We start from the raw sequence: 21,263 nt of genomic DNA, 5'->3' as shown, positions 1-21,263 counted from the left end.
CATATATAGTTACTATTTCAAAACCCTGTTATATCAAGAATTTCACCAATTCAAACGTTCCTTTATATATATATAGTTACTACATTTAGTTACTATATTTAGTTACTATATAAATCGGTTTTTCCTAATGTTTATTTTGATAAACACTAATAAGCCTCTTTACCTATTTCTCTAGAAGACAATAAGTGTATTTCATATACCTTCCCCTACTAAAAACTTTCTAACCTACGTATAAACCGATTACATATATTTTAGATCTCTTGTTTATTAACTCTGTAATCTAATACTAGTTTCCATTAACATTAATGTTTATTGATACTTAACTGGCTTTCTTCCCACTGCTGGAGGAATCCTGAATAGTAATAAATAAAAGTTACCATAGTAGATATCTATAGTAACTATTATTGGTTACCATATTCGAATAAATGCTTATCTTTTTAGAATCTCAAATTGAAGCGGTTTATCTAAAAATTAATGTATTACCAATCTGCTGTGAGATTACTGTTATTACCAATATTTAACACTAGTGGCCTATCAATTTATTAAAATATCTTCCGGAGTCTTTAACAATCCATTGAAATCATATAAACGAAATATGCCATTATTTATATCCTCTAGACTAATTTTCAACAGATGTTTTACTTGTGATTTAAATTCTGCACCTGGCTTTGTTTTCCCAAAAACATCATTTTCAAGAGCAGCATTAGAGGAGTATACCAATAATATTTTACTATTAAACGCAAAAAATCCTTTGTGTGCTTTCTCTAAATAGTAATAGGTTTTTTCCATTTCTTTAATATGTCCTTCTCGAATTAAGACCGGTACAATATGTTGTGTTCCACCCAGATGGTGTAAAGTTAAAATATTTTCAGGACTATAGTTGAAGTTGGTAGTATTAATTCCATATGTCCTGTAATTATTTAAATGTGTCACCTCAATTGTTAACGATTTGTTCTTTAGGTTTTTATTCAAGTACTCTGCTAGCAACTTAAGACCTTTATCATTAAATATTCTTCCTAATGGAGTAATTCTTCCAGTGAAAAATAAATACACTACTTCTCTTATTCTCGACATACCAATTGCATATACAGAAAAATTAATGTTAAAGACTTTATTTAGAATTATTTCCTTCATATTTAGTATTCTTTTTTTCTTATTTGAATGTTCCCGTAATGTTATTACATCCTGTTCCTTATCAACTAAAACAAATGCTGTAGCAATAAATACTTTCTGCTTTTGATATTCCGTTTTGAGATAGTTGTATCTTCTTACTTTGCTAACAATCGTATTTTGATTACTAGAATTCTCGCTATCAATCGATTCATTTCCAGTGTCAACTTCAAAAAACACTAATTGCTTTTTGTAATAAACCATCCAATCAGGTTTAATTCCCTTTAATTCAACTCCTAACGAATTATTAACGATTAAATCCGTACTTTCTAATTTTCCTTTAGTAAATGGCAAATGAATTTGATTTTGGCCTAAATCTTCTCGCTTATAGAAATGAATCTCGCCTTTTAATTTTTCTAGAAAACTATCTTTGTTGGTAATAGGAACCCTAATTTTCTCTTCTCCAGAAATATAAAACATAATTCCTTCCTTCTTAGCTTTAACAAATACCTCTAAAGCTATTTGTTTTATAACTAATGTATGATCGATATTTTTATCTGGACGATATTTGAGTTGGCTTTTTGAGTGAATTAACCCTAAACCTTTCAGTAGCGACAATCCCGCTTCAGTAAGATTTAAAAACGCTAATTTGTAGCCATTTTCTATTGAACGCTTTGATTTTCGGATAATTCCAGCCTCATGCCATTTTTTCGTTTTACGACGAAAAGATGCTTCTGCAAATCGATCTACAACTAATCGGTAATACATAAATAGTTGTGGTTGAGACAATAAAGATTGATCATACAAAAATAATAGCGCTTTAACATCTTCTCTTCTCAATTCAATTTTTTTATTGTATTTGTAGTGATAAATTATCTTAAAGTCTGATTTCATTGTTTCCTCCATAACAAGAGGCACACTCGCAAAGAAAGTGTGCCTCTTTGAGATTTATTTAATTTTCATCTGGTAACTTTCTAATCCTTTTTTGATTAAGACTGTTAATAATGCGTTCAATTTGAGTGCGTTTTCTTCACTAAAAACTTTTATCTGCGAATATAACTCCTCTTCTATAAAAATAGTTTTTCTTACATTCAGATTATTCCATTTCACCTTTTTATAATCTTTAAACAGTATATATAGCAATTCACTATCCTCTAAATATTTCTGAACTGGAGATACTAGCTCTTTCTTTATATATACTTTATCTTCTTGTAATCTCTGAACTCGTTTTGTGATCTCCCTACTCAACGATTTCCGCGGGACTTCCCCTACATATTCCCATTTGTTATTTTCATCATTTAAATATACTGCAGCATTCTCTAATTTCTCGATTAGTGTATTAACACTTTTTATGTTCAATTGTTGTGCTATTTCTTGAGGGCTTGTACCATTATTTAAGCTTTCTATGACTTCTCCTATTGTCACCTCTGAGTCGCCTCCTATAAGTTTCAAATATTATACAAGGTAAAACAGAGCGTTTTAAGAGTATTCTCATATAATTTGCATATATTTTAAGGATTATTTGTTAACTTATTTTTCCTGTATATCTACAACAGCTCTACAAAGAATAATTATGGTTCGGTAAGAAATAGATTGCCTTTCTCTTAAAAGATACTGATTTAAAAATAGATTATGACTACCCTAGGTAAACTATTTTAAAAAATAGGAGAACCAACTCACTTCATTTTTTAGTCACGCCTTAAATAATTTCTATCTATATTTGTTTTTTACAAGTCCAAATTTATTGATAGCAATAGATAATATATTTTAATTACGCTTATTTAAACCACTCTTTTCTAAAAAAATCATATAAAAACCACGCTCATTTCAGTCTTTTTTACAGCAAAAAATTTTATATGAATAATCACCTATTAAAAGTATTTTAGTAGGAGTTTTCAGTTAAATATTTACCCCGCCAAGAATGTTGATAGCACACGCATTGAGGCAAATTTCAGTAATACACGTTTAACGCGCATCTCCAACGAACACCCATCTGATATACCCATTTAAGTATATGAACAGCGTATAAAAACTCACTTAATATCTTTTTTAAAAACGTTTAAAGCAATTATTAATTAAATTAGTTAAAGGCCTGATTCATCTCATAGACAAGGCAAGGGAACCACGCTTAAATACTTCTATCTCCTTTGACATCTTTGCTATAAATTTTAGTTCTCTGATTAATATATGTAGTGAATCCGCTTCCGTTTTGTATTATCTCTGAATAGATACTGACCTTGATCATTTAAAAAATTGATGAACATCAAACAGATGTTAGTTCACATTTATTAAAAACAAGAAAGTTATATATTATTTTTCAATTTACTATATGACTACTTAATACTTAACAAAGAAAACCAAAAAGAATAGACTTATACCTCTAGATATAGGTCTATTCTTTTTGGTTTAAGCGAGGTAATTAGTTTACCAATTAAATGTCCGGTCATACAAATCTAGTTTTGAAAAACGAACTCCTAATGCTTTTTTTCGCAAACTGTTATTGATTCAAATTCATTAATTAAGTAAATTTTTGCTCATAATATCATAAAGAAATAGATTCTGTAAAAAGATGTTGGCAAAAATCCCTTTTGAATAAATCGGAGAATAATATTTCTTGTTCTGCTTTTTTCCCTGTCTCTATCATTTTCACAAGAACAGTACTAATTTTTTCATGTAGGTTCTCTTTACTTAACAACTTGTTTATCACTTCGATATCATACGGTTCTAAAGGCTTATATACACTAACTCGCTCAAACCATTCTACTGTATAGCCAAATAAATAGACTGAAACATCTTGTCCCTTAAGTTTCTTACTTATATCCTGAGCTATCTGTAAACCATAAGGATCTAGATCAGGCCATATAAATACTTCCTTTAACCCTAATTCACAAGCCTGATATACAATACTCATCTCTTGCGAAGAGATAAATCCATTACCTAATATAATTGACCATTCCTTATTATATAGAAGCTTACTTTTTGCAACAGAAAAATACAGAGCAGGATTTTCAATAATAAGCATGGAGTATGGTGCCCAGCTTGTTATTTTTATCTCATTAATCATGTCTCGTGGAAAAGCAGTATAATCTTTAAAAGCAAGACTAGTACCATTATGACCATCATATACCCAAGTGAATTCTCCTGACAATACAACTTCTGATCTTTCGGTAATGATTCCATAGTCTTCAAGATTAGCTCCAAGGTATTGTTGAATACGTTTTTTATCATTCGCTCGAATCGTCTTAGTATCACCGAAAACCTGCTGAGAAAATGTCTTCCAGTATTCTCTTCTTTTTTGCTCAACATTTTCATAGAGACCATATAAAATCCGAATAAATTTAAAATAACTTTTAACTGAAGATGATGATACAACCTCATTGCCTACAGTATCAAAAATCACAGATTTGACATTTTGAAAAATTAAATGTTTTTGCTCAAGCAACAGTTCATAGAGTTTTTTCCCATTAATCGTTTTAGGAAGAGGGAGAGATGGAAAAGGACAAGATATCCATATCGGTATGTCCGATGGAGTCCATCCTACAAATATACGAATATCATCTAAATATTTTTCGTTATATTTAATCTGTTTTATTTTCCATCCTAATGGTACCTTTTCCTCTTTATATATTAAAATGCCGTGCGTATTAAGTGTTTCTATAACGCCATCCACCATATCAAACGGGTACTCTTGTAACAAATTCTTCTTTAACGATTCCCAATGTTTATTGTTATTTCCTTTTAGTAGCTTAGATAGTAGAGAAACAGCCACAGGTTGTTCTTCTTCATTTAGCAAGTCCTTCATACAACTACGAAACTCTTGAATTCCATATATCTCTCTTTCTTTCGGGCTTAACACCTTTTGTTTACAACATATTCTACACTCAGACCACCGCCTTCGAATGCTTACAAAGTAATCACCTACAATCTCAAACGCTGACCACTCAGTCTTTTGACTATATGAATGGTCACATAGATTAAATGGCATCTCGTTTTGTAAGGTACTCATCATTTATCACCCCATACGTAATCGGTGGCGCAACCTCTTCAAATACTCGCTTCGGCCGGAAATTAATTTGCATATCGACCCAAGGCATAAGCAATTTCACATTTTCCGAATAAGGCATTGCGATAAAAAATTGCACGCCTGTTTGTCGTAAAAATTCACCAGCAACATTAATACGTTCCTGATCTAAATGTGCAAACGGCTCATCTAAGATCATAAAACTTAGGCCACCATCAGAGCGTATCGCAGCAAACGTCAACAATAGCGATGCAATTGCCTTTTGACCACCACTTAAACGTGCTTTATCCCGATAACTCTTCATTTCTTTGCCATGAAATCCTATTCGATAATCTACCTTCCACTTTTCTTCCCCAATGTGAAAGGTCCGAAGATCTGCTTGTATATATGTCTCTTTAGAAAGTTCGTGTAATGATTTTCGAATGTTTGAAAATACTTCTTCGACCATCGTGTGATATTCTTGTTCAGCTAGAACGTGCTTTTTCTCTAAATCACTTAAGTTTCCCTGTACCTGTACTATTTCATCTCGATGATTTAACAACACTTTTTGATGCTGTTTATATTTTTGCTCCAATTGAATCATTTTTAGTTCTTCACCTGGAGAAATGAAATCTGTACTAGATATTGTTCGTAGCACCTTTATACGATCCTCTAACTCTTTTATTGTTTGATTGTAATAATCAATAGTATCGACGTTTTCCATATACTCTTCATTTTTTGCATACTCCTGTTGCTTGGCAGTGAGTTGCTCTTCTGATTGTCTTAAGGTAACCTTGGCTTTATTTACGTTTTCTTCTTCCAAATCTAACTTCCGTAATATATTATCTTTTTTAGCTTCTTTTTCAGAAATAATCCCCTCTACTCGACTTAAATTACTATGCAATGTTTTGATACTTTGAAAAATGTCTTCTTCTGTTGCATGTTTAAACCTAATATCCTCTGTTAAACTATTTAGCTTTTTTTGAACCTGTAGCTTTTTCGTTGAAAGTTCATTCAACTCTTGTTTTTTTTGTGGAACGAATCGAACATGGCTTTGAATTTCAATTATCTCTTGCATCTTTTTTAGCTTCTTTCTGATGCTAATTACTGTATTTTCAGCCTGCTTCCAACTTGGAATTAATTGTAAAATATTACTCTTTACCTCTCCTAGTTGTGCTTTATAAGCTTCTTTCCCACAATATAATCCGTTTACCTTAATGGCTCGACCACCGCGTTCTACGACTTTATATGGATAAGGGTGATTTAATACAGCACTTTTGCTCTTTTTCACCCAGTCATACGCCTCCTCCAGAGTGTCACAAACCATATAATCCTCATACTTCTTCAAATACCCCATTATCCGGTCATCAAGAATTTTTATTTTATTTAATACAGATTTTTCATGCACTTTGCATTTATTAGAATTAAATGGTGAGATCCAAAATGGGTACTTTTGATCTTGAGCAAGTTTCATTACTTTTACCCAATCATTATCAGACACTGTTATAGTAAATCGCTCTGAACCTAGCAAAGCCTCAATTGTTTGATGCCATGAATTATCCAGGATTTCAATGTAGTCAGCAATTAGAAGGTACTCAATCTTAGAGTCTTTTAACGTATCAATCATCTGCTGTACACCTTTCGGAAACTCGACGGAACCTTGTCCTTCTAACCTTTGAATGATTTGCTCGCATTCTTCTTTTTCACGATCAATAACCTTCCATATCCCAATAGCATCCTCGTATTCTTTTTCTGCTGTATGTTCTTTAGCTTGTAACTCTCTCTCATCAATAAGTTCAATGTCTTCATACTTTATTAAAAAATCTGCTACAGCAGCTAGACTTGCTTTCAATTCTGAAAGCTCTATTTCAAAAGCAATTTTTTGGTCTTGTAGAGTTTTTATTTCTGCTTTTATATCAGTGTATTTACATTCAATAATAGGAGCTTCTTTTTCATGGTACTTTTGTTCGTCCATTAGACGTTGTATATTATGATGAAGATATTTATACTCCTCTTTCATTTTCACAAAATTATTAGTGAAAGTCTCTACATCCACTAAGCATTGCATATACTTTGAAATCGGGAGGTTAAATCTATATTGTTGTATTTGTTCCATATCATCATTAATTTGCTTACATCGCTCTATTCGCTGTTGCAATTGGCCTAAACGTGCTTCTTCAAGTTCTTTTTGTTCTGATAACGCTTGGAATTGCTGTTGCTGCTCACTTATTCTTTTTTTTATATTATTAAATTCATCAATTCGTTCCTGCTCTCCACAAATATCTAACAAATAATTAGCTAAACCTTCCTCATCTTTTTTTAGTATTTCCTCCGTATTTCCTTGACTTAAACTAAAAGATCTAATGAGCGCCTTAGAGATACCTACCTCATGAAACTGTTTATGAAACTGTTCTATTTCTAACCAACGAAGTGTTTTTTTAAGGTCCGTTTCTAGATCAAACTCTCCATCATTAAAATAGTAGTGTCGTTTCACTCTTGGATCATTAAGCACGAGGCGACAAACGACCGTGACTACATCTTGTTTTTTTCCAATAGGTTCAAAGGGTCTCATATTATATGCTTTTTGATAGCTATTATCAAATCTGCCTAACACATAAATTTCAAAAACATCATCTCTTTCGAAAAATGTTCGTAAACTATGACCATTATCAAATTTTGAAGCCCCAAAAAGTAAACGAACCATATTATTAAATGTAGTTTTCCCAGAGCCATTTTCTCCTATACCAGCTGTAATTTTTTCATGAAAAATAACTTCTTGTCTCGGAAAATAAGAAAATCCATCTGATTCGATACTTAGCAATCGGATCGGTGCAATCCTTTTTTTAATTACTGCTGGCATAGTTATCTCCTCCTTCCTCATAATCGACGATTTCTTCTAATCCACTAAACGTCTCTTCTACATATTCCTTCTTTTCTTCATTTTCAAGAATTAGAAAGTCTATTACCTTGTCCTTCACTAGGTCATACATTGTGACTGGATTAATTGCTGTGGTAAGACGAGGACCTGCTTTTATTGCATTCTTTTTTCCCCACACAGTTTGTATAAAATCATACTGACGTAATAATGTAAGTGTTCTACGTAAATTTTGACGACTACCAATATGTTGCTTAAAGTTTTCAAAAAGCTGATCTTCTGTTATATACGGATCTTCAAGTAAGTCTTCATTCATCGACGAATCTATTCTCGGTAAAATCAAATAACACCATAAAATTGCAATTATAGCCTTCGCTTGAGTTGTCAAACCTTTGCCTAACTCTCCTTCAACTAAATCATTTAGTGAGCGTATGTGCGGCTTAATTCGTGCATCATAGCAATTGGATATTGGGTCATCTACAAACTCATAACCCGCTTGATAGAGTCTCTCTGTTACTTTCTCTTTTAGGGCTAAATTATATTTTAAATGTGGAAATATATCTCTAGAACAAGCGCCAGTCGTTAACTTCGCACAAATTTCATCAGGTGTATACTCATTCATCATAATCCCTCCGTTTTATAACTCCTTTTGATAATGTTGAAAATATCTCGTTATTATACGTGTCAGTTTGTAAGGAAATATCTAGTGAAAACGAATCAACACCGTTCTCATTTGAAAGCACTTTTTCATCTAAAAAACATAAAGATGCCAGATACATAAAGGCATCAACCTTTGTTTTTTGTGATAATAGAAATGCATGTAAAGGGATTTTAGTGTTATCAGATAAAGCTTTTACGATTTCACCTTCGACTCTATGAAGGTATGGTTGCTCAGTCTGCTCCAACTCTACGCTTCGATCCCCCTTTATTCGAACACTTATTTTTCTATCTCTTACCTTCTTATTAAGCGATAAAAAGACATTTAGCGACGTTACAATATCGTTTTCATCAACCCATTTCGCATTCGACGGGACAAACCCTACTGGATCGATTAGCATACTTAGTATAGAAAAACTAGATTTATATAGGAAACGGTCTACATCTCGCTTTGTAAATACACTTTCTCCTAATATGGTTGTTTCAATTAAATATTTTTTTCTAATATCAAGAAGCTCTAAAATTTCTGCCTTTGTCGCCAACAATATATTAATTGAGCTTCTATCAGATTCACTAAAAGGGATACCTTTCAATTTTTTCTTATTATTAAGCTCCTTTAATCGATTGATAAACTCTTTAATCACTTCTAAGAAATCACTCATTTTTTTTGATGTTTCCAATATACGTTCTGGATTTTTAGAGATAATGGAAGATTTTATTTCATCCATACATCTCTGCAAACCATTCATAGCCTGGTCACGAAGAAATTCCGTTGACTCCATATCTAAATCCATTGACTCAGCTGCCTGAAAGATTTGATTCAACGCAAACTGAAACGCCATCTCATCCATCTCATTACCCTTATACAAGAAAGGAAGGAAACGAATGAACAATAGCCCAGGCTTCGATAATGAATAATTTAGGCTACCCTCTTCACGAATAAACCATTTACTGTTAATAAGACTATTCAAAATGGAGGTAATAATTTTTTGCGGATAAAGCGGAAATATTGCCTCCATTTCTGCACGTGTAAAAGTTGTTTTATTTATATCTCTTGATAACTGCAATAAAACAAATAGCTTATGAGAAAACATCTGCTTTGAACTAGTTACATGACTCAACAACTCATACAAATATAAAAATCCCTCTGTATATGGAACCACCGGAAGTTCAACGTCCTCCCCTGAATTCAAACCAACTTCTTCCCCCAAGTATGTCACCCCATAAATTTTATTTCGTTGTCATCAATTTAGCCTAATTCAAAAAGTTCCATACTTAAAAGTACAAACTTTTACGATTTTTAATTTGTAGATGTTAAAGAAATGTGTTCAAGGGAAGTACAAATTGAGCACAGATTGTGCTGCTTTATGAACAAAATATATAGCTCTATATTCAAAAGGTTGTTATTTAAAAATAAAATCCGATTATGGTTGGAATACCATAATCGGATTTTATTTGGAACACATTAAACCATTCCTATATTTATCCTATATATAATGTAGGATGTTTAATGCCTAATTCATTTGCATTTTACTTTCTTTCGATTCTTGGGTAATTGTAACTCTGCCCCCTGGAAGTGTCCAAAAACATCATTTACAAACTTATGTAAAAGAACATGCTCATTATTTATCCAAATTCCTGCTCCACGATAATTAAAAACCGCTCTATCTGTTTTTAAAACTACATCCAAGTTTGTTTACTCCTTTCACAAGCTGGTGAAGTATTACTTTTTAATTTCTTATAATTCCCAGATTACATTGTATCGCTCCATAATAATTATTTAGTTTTCCCCTCAATTAACTTCAGGGTGGCTTCATTTTTTTTATTGTTATTATTTTTAGATTTTCTTTTAATTATACTATCTTTTAAGTCTTTAAAATTCTTATAAGCATTTTCGTTTTTGTCTAATCTCTCTTCAGAAAATGTAAAGATCACATCATCATAATAAACTTCTATTGAATTGAACTTATCGATTTCTAATTGCAATAATCCTAAACAGGACGAACAAGGTGCATATTCAGTGTATAGCACTAAATCATAGTTCTTTAATAAATCTATATTTTCTCGGAATTCATTTAAAATTTGATGGATAATTTTCTTTTCCGTACAATTATTGCGATCACGCTCAAATGAGTATTCGATATAGTTTTGATAATTAATATCTTTCTCAATCGTATATCCTTTATCCTTAAATTCTTGAAGTCGATTTGTATTACAGATATTAATAAATGTTAAGTCTTTATATAAAATAACCAGTGGGCTATAAAAGTTATCATAATTATTTTCTGCACAAACAACAGTATCTTCTTTTGCAAGGATGGTAAAGTTCTTTGAAAACTCATTTATTAATTGTTGGTCTGCTTCTTTATTATTTACTTTTGCACCTAAATGTAATTTACTACTAGCATAATATGTATTAACTAAATTATTGTTTGTATATAATTCCGCTACTGCATGATTCCCTCCAGCAAGCTTATGTTTCTCAAAAAACTTCAATGCTGCCTTTTCTTCATCATTCTCATTATTAGGGGGCTTAGGATTGGTTAGGAATTCTCTTTTCGATTTAACACTTTTACCCAGCTCTACCGCAGCAATTAGTGAAAAATATAAAAAGGCGAAAAATATCCCCCATAAGAAATTACTTGTTATTAAGCAGTATACTACAGCGAAAATTAATATTACTTTAATTACACTATCAAATTTAGGAGGTTTTATTTTATAATTGTTTGCGATTGTTTCAAAAATGTTTATTAATTTTTCCAAGGTAACATTAATACCTAAATTCATTTATTACTCTCCTTAACGGCTCAATAACTCTGTAACAATCCATGAAGCTATACCACCTAAAAATAATAAAACTACATTGAATACCCAATTTTCTTTCAATAATTCAAATAATCCTTGAGGAGAAAGACCATAAATATCCTTTTTTCTCGAATTTGTTTTTAAATTTTTATCAAGTACTTTTTCAAAGATATCATGCATTACATTTACCTTTCTTAAAGTAGAATGATGTAACTTAATATATTCTTTATCTTCAAAGGCTTTTGCTTCCTCTGCACCATTTAAAAAATCTTTTTTTGATATTGAATTTTTATCAATTAATTTTTCAAACCTCGGATGTTCTATATATTTGTCTCCATAAATTACTTTTAATTTATCTGCTAAATCAAACTTCTTGTCATCCGCTATTACTTTAGGTTCTCCACCTAAAACTTGAAAACGGTGATTTATTGCTGGGAAACCATACCCTATATCTCTCATATTCCAATGAATCCAATAATAGTTTTCATGAGCGCTTACAAATTTAAAGAAATCTTCTAACATAAGTTTTTCTATTTCATCATAGTGAGATTCAATACTATTTAATTTCTTTTCTTTTTCCGCAGTCATATGAATTGAAAAACTTACAGATTGCCCTGTATCAAAATATCTTACGGCAATAGATGTTATGCGAGCAGAGCGACCTGATTCTTTTAAATCATAAAAGCTCTCACATGAATAATGGATAAATAATAATTTTGAAGCGTTATTATCTAGTCTTTCCAACTCTGATAACACATTTATTCTCTTTTTTATTTTTCTTTTAGTATTCATCAATATCCCCCTAAATTAAAACATCCGTTCGCTTATTTTAATTATAAGCGCACAGATGTAAAATGTTCAAAATAAATTATTTTATATTTATGCTCTCTCAAATGGTTTAGAATTTCAAAGACCTCTACAAATGTATACAGTTGTTTGACACTTAAAGTTTTTAAAAACTCATGAAAAAGCACTTCTTCTTAATCACTATACTTTTTTAACGCATTACTTCGGGGAATAATATTTTTAATTTTCCGATTTCTATGTTGTCTTTATTCATCTAAGTTACCTCTTACAATACAAGGTTTTCAATATTGAAATTATAAATATAAAAAAAGCAGTTTTTAGAAGTAATTTTGAACCCTAAAAAACTGCATTATTAAATGCTATAAATTAAAAAATTATGTGTGTTACCTCTCCTTTTCCACGAATATATACTTCACGATGTTTTGCTTCATTAATAGCCATGTTTACTATTGATTCATATTGTTTAGTAGGCACACCTTCATATTCTAAATTTATCCCTACGTAAGGAACCCGATAGCCTTTTGCTTCGACTAATGTCCCTAGTTCTTTAAACAATTCAGATGTAATATCTTCATGTGCTAAATTTCGTGTAGCCACTTCATCCTCTAAGCTCTCTACAATTTTGTATACATCCATCGTGAGTTGACCTTTAAAAAGTGCTTTCATCGTTTATCGACCTCCCTGGTATTTTTTCTCTGAGTACAATCCCATCTAAAAAGCCTTGCTTATATATATCTTGAAATAATAGGTGCTGATAATTAAGAATTGATTTCTGTATCGACTCAGAAATCTCTTTAACTTCTATTTCACATATGCCTGAAAGAGTTTTAAATAATTTCTGTTCAACATCTTTAACCATTTCATTTTGGTTATTCCTAAACACTTTATTATGATAAAGTACATCAATCCTTTCATCTATTAATAAAATAAGTGCTGATTCGAAGTTTCCTATAACGTTCAACCCCTCCTTTTACTTATTATGTATATTTACGTTTTAAGTATAATTTATTTTCTATTGATTGTAAAATACAATAACTGTACGATTAATTAAACGATAAAAAGTGGAGTTGAAATAAGATATATGAATAACTTGCAAATAGGACAGTTAATACGTTCGTTACGCAAAGAAAATAATTTAAGTATGAGCGATTTTGCTCAAAAATTAGATATTTCTCAAGCATCTATCTCACGAATAGAAAGCGGTATTCAGGAAGCGAATTTTACACTGTTAAGTGAAATTTGCGAGCAATTTGGACTAACGCTTAGCTCATTCTTTTTATTATTGGAAAACAAAGTTGATACGACTATTAAGATTCCACAAGAAAAATCTCTACAAAGTGAAAATATAGATGATGAATTATTTAATATAATTAAAAATTTATCAGAGGAACAAAAAAAGGGACTATATGTACTGTTACTTCCCTATATCAGATAATTTTCCATAAGAAAAACCTTAGTTTCTCGTATTTAAACGAAAACTAAGGTTTTTAAATTGCCATTTATATTTGTTTTATAAATTTAAATCTCATTGTATTTAGTATTTTTTCCAGTAAACTTTTCAGTAGGATATTTTTCATTATTTTTTTGAAGTTTATTATTTATTATTTATTATATTTACTAAGTCCATATTCAACTCATTCGCAAATAATATAGCATAAATTAAAACATCCGCTAGCTCATCCTTCATCTTATCTAAGTTCTTTTCAACTGATTCTTCACTCGTTTTCCATTGAAATAGCTCTAATAATTCACTCGCTTCAAGCGATAAGGAGAGTGCTAGATCCTTAGGATTATGAAATTTCTGCCAGTTACGTTGGTCTCGGAATTGCAAAATATTTTCTCGTAGTTGTTCTAACTCACTCATCCTATTCACCTTCTTTTTGATATTCTAAAAGTTTATTACGTAATGCTTCATCACTTGCATAAATGAACAGCCCCTTAATTCCACGCTTCATCAATATATTTATTGAGTTTAGGACGATTTTTTCCTTTGCTTCATTTACATTTTCAATTCCATCCATACCTGTATACGCACCTTTGTCCATATACTTACTCGTATCAATAATGATTTCATCTTTAGTATCGTCATACTGAACAGAAGGCCCAAGCACGACCCCAACATATTTTAAATCAAAGCCTTGTATTGTATATATTGAACCAGCCTCATGAACGGTTTCAGCTTTTTCAGCCCACGTATATTTTGTACTTGTTGTATTCCATGGTAGTTGGTATTCACCATTTGATTCTTTCACGTAGTAGGTCCCACCATCTTTTTTATGTAAGTAATCAAACGTTGATACAATACGACTTAAACCGTGCTGTGTATTTTTGACTTTAATTTCATCATGCATGTCCTTCAAAGATTCAAATACTTTAAATTCATAGTTTTTATCTTTAGGAAGCGGCAATAATTTTTTTCGCTTGAATTCGTTTATCCAATTGATTACGTCATCATTTGCTTGCATACGGAATTGGTTTGTTAGCTGGTATTCTTCGTGAAAAGTGCTTAATTTCTTTAGCCCTTCTAATGTCGCTGCTCCCCATAGGCTCTTCAGTTTCAATACTTGATCTTGGTCATAAATGATGACAACTACTTTCGCTAGCTTTAATAGCTCCTCTAAATGATTATTGCCATGGAAGCTATTATAAGTATCTGTTTTTGTTAACAGTAAATGCGCTTCATCAACGAAAATGATATCAGCCTTTTTTCCCTTTTTTTGCAACATATTAATCAAAGATGTAGGCTTTGCAAAATTGTTCCCTTTTAAATGTTTCACCTGTTTAGCTATGTTTTTATACGTTTTAAACATTTCCTCATGGTTTACAGCTAAATAATTTTCTGTACGATATAAATTTGAAGATGCTTCTTCTACTCTTTCTTGAATGGTGTTGAAAATAGAACTTAACACAACGCTTTTACCAACGCCTGCTTCACCTTCAATGACTAATAGACTTCCAAACTCACTTGAGTTTTGAGTTACTCGTTTCTCACAAAATTCGAGTACTTTATCTTTTAAATCAAGTTGTTCTAAAGATAATTCTTTGAATGGAGATAATTTAAAAATATCTTTGTTTTCAATCACATGCAACTCATTGTCGACAAGCTTTTGTTCATATAGCTTTTGCCAAAGTTCTTTAAATAGTTGTTGATCGTAGTAAGGTTTGTTGTAGTAGTTGTGAGTAAAATCGCTAGCCGTTTTACTTTTATTTTGAAGCGTATATTTTTCATCACCTAGGAAGTAGTTAATCAGCTTAGTCTCAAGATGAAACGTTGCTGAACGATTAAACTGTTCATGCTTAATCAAGTTTACTTGGTTAATATTTTTACGTGCTTTTAAATGAGCTTTCATGCGATTTTTAAAATAAACAGTTTCACCAATATAAGCTTCTTTGTTGCCGTTTAAAACATAAATGACTGGATAATTTAAATACTGCTCTTTGTTGTTGATTTGATTAATGCTTTCTTGTATAAAAGGCCATGATAGTATTTCGATAGCTGTCATTTCTTTACTCCTTATCACAATACTCTGGTTAAAACCTATATATAAAATTTAACTAACTACAATTTATGTTACTATTTTATCATAATTAACCCAAACCCTTTTTACTTGTAATAGACTACTGAACAAATGGAAGCTATTATTTTCGCACAAATTATATATTACTAACTATGCGTTAACTTATTTTAAATCTTATTTTATCTCGGTACATAAACCCTACCCTCCATCTTCCGCTTTGAGGAACTTATAAGTTTCATTCTGTATTTTTGGGGGTTATCTACATCTACATCTACATCTAAAGATAATTTTTCATTAGAAAAACCTTAGTTTCCGTATTAAACAGGAAACTAAGGTTTTTGTATACAGCTTTTAAAATTAGTAGATGAATTTAAATACAGTATTACTTTGTACTTTATATATCTAAAATCTTCCAAAGTCTTATCGTATAATCGGTAAATAACAGACATAATTTTCTCGTCTATTTCATTAACAAATTCAGCTATCTGCTCGTCCTCAATGTTTTTTACATTCTTTTCTTTTTCCATTGAAAACACCACCTCTTATAAAATAATATTGGGCTATTTATATTTATCACATGAATGTACTGTTCCATTTAAAAAAATAAAATGAAGATGCGTTTTTATTTTTTCCATAAATGAAAATGACCCCCTAATTGAAACTGTTGGCGCGTTTTTATTAGGAGGTCATTTGATAAATATTCATTTCTGTTAAAACTAGGTTAAATCAAGTGTAGCATACTGTTTTTTAATTTTCCACTCGATTTAATTCTCAAATTCTTCATAACTTTTCTCATTAACTAATATACTACTGGTTAAATCGGTTTAATGGTGTGGCTACAAAGTACCTTGACCATTATCTGAGTTGGTTTCAATTTCTAGACCAAATTATGCACCGTAATAACGACACTACTGTAAATAAGATGGTTGTTGAGAGCTGTCTGTTCTCTACTTATGAGACCTATGATAAAATTAGATTACCGAAATTAACCAAATGAACATCAAAATTAAAAGGTGGGATGAGTAAATGCTTGGATTACCAAGAGGGGAAGTTTTTTAGTCCCTTGGTCTACTGAGTGGTCAAAAGAATTTGAAACAGAAAAGTAACAGATAGTAGGTGTTATTGGTCAATACATAGTGAACATACACCATATTGGCAGTACGACAGTATTGGGTTTAAGTGCTAAGCCAATTATTGATATTGCAATTGAAATAGATAATTTTCTTGATGGAGAAAAATGTGTAACAGCATTGGAAGGACCCGGTTACTCATATAGGGGAACAAATGTATCGCCTGAAAGGCACTACTTTAATAAAGGAGAACCAAGAACAAATCAAATCCATATGTACCAAAGAGACAATAAGTATTTACTCGAACAGTTAAATTTCAGAGATTATTTGAGAATTAAAGTACAAGCAAGAAGTAAATTTCAACAGCTTAAACTTAAACTATCAAGTTTAAATAAAAATGACAAACACAAATACGCAGATGAAAAAACTGATTTTGTTAAGTCAATTCTTGAAAAAATTTAGGTGAAGTTTGCCTTTAGGTGTTCATAGAAGAGGTTTCACACAGAGGAACTCCAATTAAAAGAGTCCCTTTTCTTTGTCATAAAATCAACATTATTCTTTAACATAGCTTTAATAACTCTTTTAAAGCTCGTTCATTCTCCTTTTTCGCCAGATTTGCCCTCACATCCTCAGATGGCATCTGGATAGGCACTGTCATCTTTTTCACGCGGCTCGCTACACGCCCACCTACATAAATTGAATCAAGTGCTTCTTGCGTTAAATTCGATGTAATAATCGTTACAAATTTCTGATTCATACGTGAATCTAGAATTTGTGTAAAAGTACTTTCTGTCCATTCAGAAAATTTTTCCACACCCAAATCGTCAAGAATCAAAACAGGAATGCTTAAAAATTTGTTAAGTACTTTTTGTGTATTTCCAATGTCAAAGGATGCTCTTAACTCGTCAAATAAGTTTATAGACGTTATGTAAAAGCCTTCAACCTTATATTTCTTAATTAATGCATTTAAGATGCTTATAGCAAGCCTAGTTTTGCCGCTACCTTTCGTTTCGCTATATAAATAAATACCTTTTCCTTCAGATTTTAAGGACTCAAAATTGTTTACGTAATTACTCGAAGCGCGCTTTGCTACTGCAGCAAGATTCTTATCATAATCTTGCTTATAAATATTGATATCAAACGAATTAATTGTTACTTTTTGAAAGTCTAGTGGTACCTTGGCTGACTTAATTAAACGTTGAATTTTAAGATTTACAGCACAGTCACAATATCTAGCAACCTCTGAACCATCAGTCTTCTTCAACCAAAGTTGGCCACTACCGTCACATTGCTCAAAAGGACATTGATCAGAAATCTTATTTAAAATTTCAGAACCATCCTCTAATAGCTTTCCTTTTGGGATTTCCTCAAACTCAAATACATTTATTCCTCGTTCAGATAAACGTTTTACTAATGCTTCTGGCAATAAGTTTAAATCTATTTTCTTCATGTTAACTCTCCTTATAAGTTGTTTGTAATTAGAAATCCGCTACTGTGTCACCAATAAAATCCAAGGTTTCATTTTTCAAGGTTATTTGAATTGTTTTAGCTTGATCATTTTGTTGCTTTAATGCCTCTACGATGAACTTTTTAAAATAATTAAACGACCAAATCCCTTTATGATTCTTGATTTTTTGTACTTGGGTATAACACTGATTCATTAGCTCAACTATCATATCTACCTCTATATCTGATGTTAATAGGTCTGTAATGTGCTGTTCGTCATTGCGTTTTAAGAACTTTTCTTTACTCAGCTTTAAATACAACTGTTTAATTTGGTTAAAAGCAATACTATCAACCAATGAAGCAGTTTCTTTATTTCCTTCTTTATTTGAATTGTATTCTTTATTAATAATCTTTGTATTAATATCTGGTATTGCTAAAGTCATTTTGGACGTACCAAAATGGCTTAGTTCTTCTCCTACATCCAAAATGTCATCTTCAAACTGCATTTTTGTCATTTCTGTATTTCCTAAGTGTTCTGCTTCTAAACCTTCTTCATCTTGTGTGACAAATGAAATCTTTTTAATTGCATTATTATTTTTTGAAAACTCCTCAAACCCTTCAAGTTCATGTCCCAGAGCGTTTAGCTCAAACACTAGATGCTTCAAATTAATTCGATATTGATATGTGTTATCATATTTGTGGAATGGATTTCTTCGACGCAATAAATAACCTTTTTCCACTAAGCTATTTAAGTATTTACGTACCGTTTTTACATTCGTATCTACCATCATTAATTCGTCTTTCACGTCATCCGCTTTTTTATAGATCCAGCCAAAATTAGCAGTTTCTTGACCATTTTTTTCTTCCTCAATGAATTTTTCAGAATCCCTAATTTTCGGTGTCCAATACAAAAATTGATTCAAAATAGCAGCTTCATCCCGATGTTTAGTGATTAACACCAATTCTTCTTTAATTACACTTCTTTTAAGATTTTTATTATTCATATTGATCTCCAATCCCATATAAAACAATAAAAAACCCCAACAAATTAGACATGCGCACGTGGCGTTGCCATAGATGTTGGGGTTTTCCCTTTTAAATTATGCAGTTATTTTTTAAAAATTAAATTACCTTTATATTCTATACTGATACATTAACTGTGTAAATAGAAAATAACTTAGTAAAACTCATACTACGTTAAAAAATGCTTTACGTGACAATCAGTAAAGTAGAGCTGCTTAATTTATGTTTATCTTTCTTTCATTATTATTACTTGAATGAATATAACCTGATAATAATTAGTTATTTGCGTAATATTGCACGTAGATTTTCACCTTACAGTTTTCAGAATTATTACTACAATTTATATAAAAGCGAATTTAAGTAAATGATTTAAATTTAATTTTTAATTATCTTCTCTTAAAATATTAAAATTTACCGGCTAAAATGTTTCCACTAATAGCAAAAGGAGATATTTCACCGTGGATGAACAAAAATTAGTATCATATTTAGATCAATTTAAAGAGAGTCTTTTAATTGAAATTAGAGCCACATTAACACAGCAAAATAAGAAAGTTTTCACATTAAAAGAAGCTGCAGAATACTTAAATGTTTCATTTAATACATTCCAAAAATTTCGTTATGAAGGTCTAAAAGTCTTTGAACTTGATGGAACTAAACGTGTCACTAAAGAAGAACTAGATAAATTCATTGAAAAAAACAGTTATAAAATCGGAGGATAACATGAAAGAAAAAGATAAATTCAAAGCAATCAAAGAATATAAAAATAAAGATGGAAAAACATTATATATGTTCAAAATCTATTTAGGTATTAATAAATCGACACGTAAACGAATTGAAACTACTCGTAGAGGCTTTAAAACACGTACTGCAGCAAAAAGTGCATATACTCAAATGAAGGCAAATGCAATAGATGGTGGTATTTCTACTTCTACTCAAAAGTATGAGGACGTTTATAAAAAGTGGTTAAGCTCATACAAAGTTAAAGTAAAAGCCTCTACCTATAATAAAACAACTCAAATTTTTCGGGATCATATACTCCCACTCTTAGGTCACATTAAAATTAAAGACATTAGCTTTAATATTTGTGAGAATGCAGCTACAGAATGGTATGGGAAAATTGAATACCATGAAAAAATCCAACATTATTCTGCTTGTGTATTTGATTACGCGATTAAGTTAGGAATTCTTCAATCTAATCCTATGAAATTAACTGATATCATAGAGAAAAATCATGGGAAACGTTTAAGCCATTATTCACGTGAGGAGTTAATTGAGTTTCTTGAAGCAGCTAAAAAGGAATCTCTAAAAAAGTATGCTTATTTACGAGTAATGTCTTATACGGGTATTCGTCGTGCAGAAGGATTTGCTTTATCTTGGTGTGATGTCAACTTTGAAAAAAATGAGATTACAGTTAATAACGCTGTTTCATACAATGAAAATGGTCAGTTAATCATTACCGATACTAAAACATCTGATTTACGAATCCTTATAATTGATGATAAGACTTTAAATATTCTAAAAGAATGGCGAAAGCTACAAATGGATGTTTATGGAGAAATCGATGATGATGACTTAATTTTCCCTAATGCTCAGAATTCTATCTGTCACCCTTCTAAAGCATGGGATTGGTGTGATGAAATTCAAGAAAAATATAACTTTAAAAGATTAAGTCCGCATGGTTTCCGCCGTACTCACGCTACTATGTATCACAATAGCGGTGCTTCTCATTATGAGATTAAAAAACGTTTGGGACATAGTTTTAAAGATGTTACTTATGGTATTTATGTAATTGAAACAGACGAACCCAAAACACATGCATTCCAAAGATTTATAGAATACATGAAATATTAATTTTAGAGAGGCTGGGACAAAACCCATCTCTAAACTAAAAAGCCGGTGAAATTTTACGATCAGTAAAATTCACCGGCTTTAAATTTTTTTCATAAAAAAAT

General features: G+C 31.1%; 18 protein-coding genes and 3 pseudogenes. 5 read left to right on the top strand and 16 right to left on the bottom strand.

Annotated features, from left to right (window positions below):
• Positions 1 to 534: 534 nt before the first annotated feature.
• The 11 genes from ACQKNC_RS21840 to ACQKNC_RS21790 form a co-directional block, all read right to left on the bottom strand.
• Positions 535 to 2,004, bottom strand: a complete 1,470-nt coding sequence (locus tag ACQKNC_RS21840) for a replication-relaxation family protein (RefSeq protein ID WP_427426820.1) — start codon at positions 2,002 to 2,004, stop codon at positions 535 to 537.
• 54 nt (positions 2,005 to 2,058) lie between these two features.
• The gene (locus tag ACQKNC_RS21835) at positions 2,059 to 2,535 is read right to left on the bottom strand and encodes a hypothetical protein (protein ID WP_427426819.1); all 477 of its coding nucleotides are present in this window, start codon (positions 2,533 to 2,535) and stop codon (positions 2,059 to 2,061) included.
• A 1,117-nt stretch (positions 2,536 to 3,652) separates the two neighbouring features.
• Positions 3,653 to 5,116: a hypothetical protein gene (locus ACQKNC_RS21830; RefSeq protein ID WP_427426818.1), complete on the bottom strand. Its 1,464-nt coding sequence runs from the start codon at positions 5,114 to 5,116 to the stop codon at positions 3,653 to 3,655.
• A complete protein-coding gene (locus ACQKNC_RS21825) occupies positions 5,085 to 7,970 on the bottom strand; it encodes an AAA family ATPase (RefSeq protein WP_427426817.1) in 2,886 nt (961 codons plus the stop codon). Before ACQKNC_RS21825 ends, ACQKNC_RS21830 begins: the two co-directional genes overlap by 32 nt.
• Positions 7,954 to 8,607: a hypothetical protein gene (locus ACQKNC_RS21820; protein ID WP_427426816.1), complete on the bottom strand. Its 654-nt coding sequence runs from the start codon at positions 8,605 to 8,607 to the stop codon at positions 7,954 to 7,956. The genes ACQKNC_RS21825 and ACQKNC_RS21820 overlap by 17 nt, the downstream gene beginning before the upstream one ends.
• Positions 8,600 to 9,853, bottom strand: coding sequence for a hypothetical protein (locus ACQKNC_RS21815; RefSeq protein WP_427426815.1), 1,254 nt, complete (start codon positions 9,851 to 9,853; stop codon positions 8,600 to 8,602). The genes ACQKNC_RS21820 and ACQKNC_RS21815 overlap by 8 nt, the downstream gene beginning before the upstream one ends.
• Before the next feature lie 308 nt (positions 9,854 to 10,161).
• On the bottom strand, positions 10,162 to 10,332 hold the full coding sequence (locus ACQKNC_RS21810; protein WP_427426814.1) for a hypothetical protein: 171 nt from the start codon (positions 10,330 to 10,332) through the stop codon (positions 10,162 to 10,164).
• 86 nt (positions 10,333 to 10,418) lie between these two features.
• Positions 10,419 to 11,429, bottom strand: coding sequence for a hypothetical protein (locus tag ACQKNC_RS21805; protein ID WP_427426813.1), 1,011 nt, complete (start codon positions 11,427 to 11,429; stop codon positions 10,419 to 10,421).
• Between the two features lie 12 nt (positions 11,430 to 11,441).
• Complete coding sequence (locus ACQKNC_RS21800) at positions 11,442 to 12,239, bottom strand: hypothetical protein (RefSeq protein ID WP_427426812.1); 798 nt, start codon at positions 12,237 to 12,239, stop codon at positions 11,442 to 11,444.
• A gap of 381 nt (positions 12,240 to 12,620) precedes the next feature.
• Entirely contained in the window at positions 12,621 to 12,920 is a 300-nt protein-coding gene (locus ACQKNC_RS21795; RefSeq protein WP_427426811.1) for a hypothetical protein, read from the bottom strand.
• The gene (locus tag ACQKNC_RS21790; protein ID WP_427426810.1) at positions 12,904 to 13,215 is read right to left on the bottom strand and encodes a hypothetical protein; all 312 of its coding nucleotides are present in this window, start codon (positions 13,213 to 13,215) and stop codon (positions 12,904 to 12,906) included. The genes ACQKNC_RS21795 and ACQKNC_RS21790 overlap by 17 nt, the downstream gene beginning before the upstream one ends.
• 120 nt (positions 13,216 to 13,335) lie before the next feature.
• On the opposite strand from ACQKNC_RS21790, the gene ACQKNC_RS21785 reads away from it, so the two are divergent.
• Complete coding sequence (locus tag ACQKNC_RS21785) at positions 13,336 to 13,689, top strand: helix-turn-helix domain-containing protein (RefSeq protein ID WP_427426809.1); 354 nt, start codon at positions 13,336 to 13,338, stop codon at positions 13,687 to 13,689.
• A gap of 83 nt (positions 13,690 to 13,772) precedes the next feature.
• Here ACQKNC_RS21785 and ACQKNC_RS21780 read toward each other — a convergent pair.
• The 3 genes and pseudogenes from ACQKNC_RS21780 to ACQKNC_RS21770 all read right to left on the bottom strand — a co-directional run bounded on the left by ACQKNC_RS21780 (position 13,773) and on the right by ACQKNC_RS21770 (position 16,299).
• Positions 13,773 to 14,118, bottom strand: a pseudogene (locus ACQKNC_RS21780) (nucleotide pyrophosphohydrolase).
• 1 nt (position 14,119) lies between these two features.
• Positions 14,120 to 15,757 carry a DNA/RNA helicase domain-containing protein gene (locus ACQKNC_RS21775; RefSeq protein WP_427426808.1) on the bottom strand — a complete coding sequence of 546 codons (1,638 nt, stop codon included), beginning with the start codon at positions 15,755 to 15,757 and terminating at the stop codon, positions 14,120 to 14,122.
• Between the two features lie 344 nt (positions 15,758 to 16,101).
• Positions 16,102 to 16,299: a hypothetical protein gene (locus ACQKNC_RS21770; protein WP_427426807.1), complete on the bottom strand. Its 198-nt coding sequence runs from the start codon at positions 16,297 to 16,299 to the stop codon at positions 16,102 to 16,104.
• Between the two features lie 284 nt (positions 16,300 to 16,583).
• Between ACQKNC_RS21770 and ACQKNC_RS21765 the strand changes: the two are divergent.
• Together ACQKNC_RS21765 and ACQKNC_RS21760 are read left to right on the top strand one after the other, a co-directional pair.
• A pseudogene (locus ACQKNC_RS21765) lies at positions 16,584 to 16,769 on the top strand (IS1595 family transposase); the annotation flags it as partial.
• Between the two features lie 29 nt (positions 16,770 to 16,798).
• Positions 16,799 to 17,304, top strand: a pseudogene (locus tag ACQKNC_RS21760) (GrpB family protein).
• 97 nt (positions 17,305 to 17,401) lie between these two features.
• On the opposite strand, the gene ACQKNC_RS21755 reads toward ACQKNC_RS21760, so the two are convergent.
• On the bottom strand, positions 17,402 to 18,292 hold the full coding sequence (locus ACQKNC_RS21755) for an ATP-binding protein (protein WP_427426806.1): 891 nt from the start codon (positions 18,290 to 18,292) through the stop codon (positions 17,402 to 17,404).
• 28 nt (positions 18,293 to 18,320) lie between these two features.
• Positions 18,321 to 19,292 (bottom strand): hypothetical protein, encoded by a 972-nt coding sequence (locus tag ACQKNC_RS21750; RefSeq protein WP_427426805.1) that lies wholly within the window; start codon positions 19,290 to 19,292, stop codon positions 18,321 to 18,323.
• A 477-nt stretch (positions 19,293 to 19,769) separates the two neighbouring features.
• On the opposite strand from ACQKNC_RS21750, the gene ACQKNC_RS21745 reads away from it, so the two are divergent.
• Entirely contained in the window at positions 19,770 to 20,030 is a 261-nt protein-coding gene (locus ACQKNC_RS21745) for a helix-turn-helix domain-containing protein (protein WP_427426804.1), read from the top strand.
• Position 20,031: 1 nt separating this feature from the next.
• Entirely contained in the window at positions 20,032 to 21,162 is a 1,131-nt protein-coding gene (locus ACQKNC_RS21740; RefSeq protein ID WP_427426803.1) for a tyrosine-type recombinase/integrase, read from the top strand.
• The last annotated feature ends 101 nt before the right edge of the window (positions 21,163 to 21,263 follow it).

Source organism: Lysinibacillus sp. NPDC094177, assembly GCF_050279145.1.
Lineage (GTDB): Bacteria > Bacillota > Bacilli > Bacillales_A > Planococcaceae > Lysinibacillus.
The sequence above is the reverse complement of the archived record's forward strand: the minus strand, read 5'-3'. Positions and strand labels throughout refer to the sequence as shown.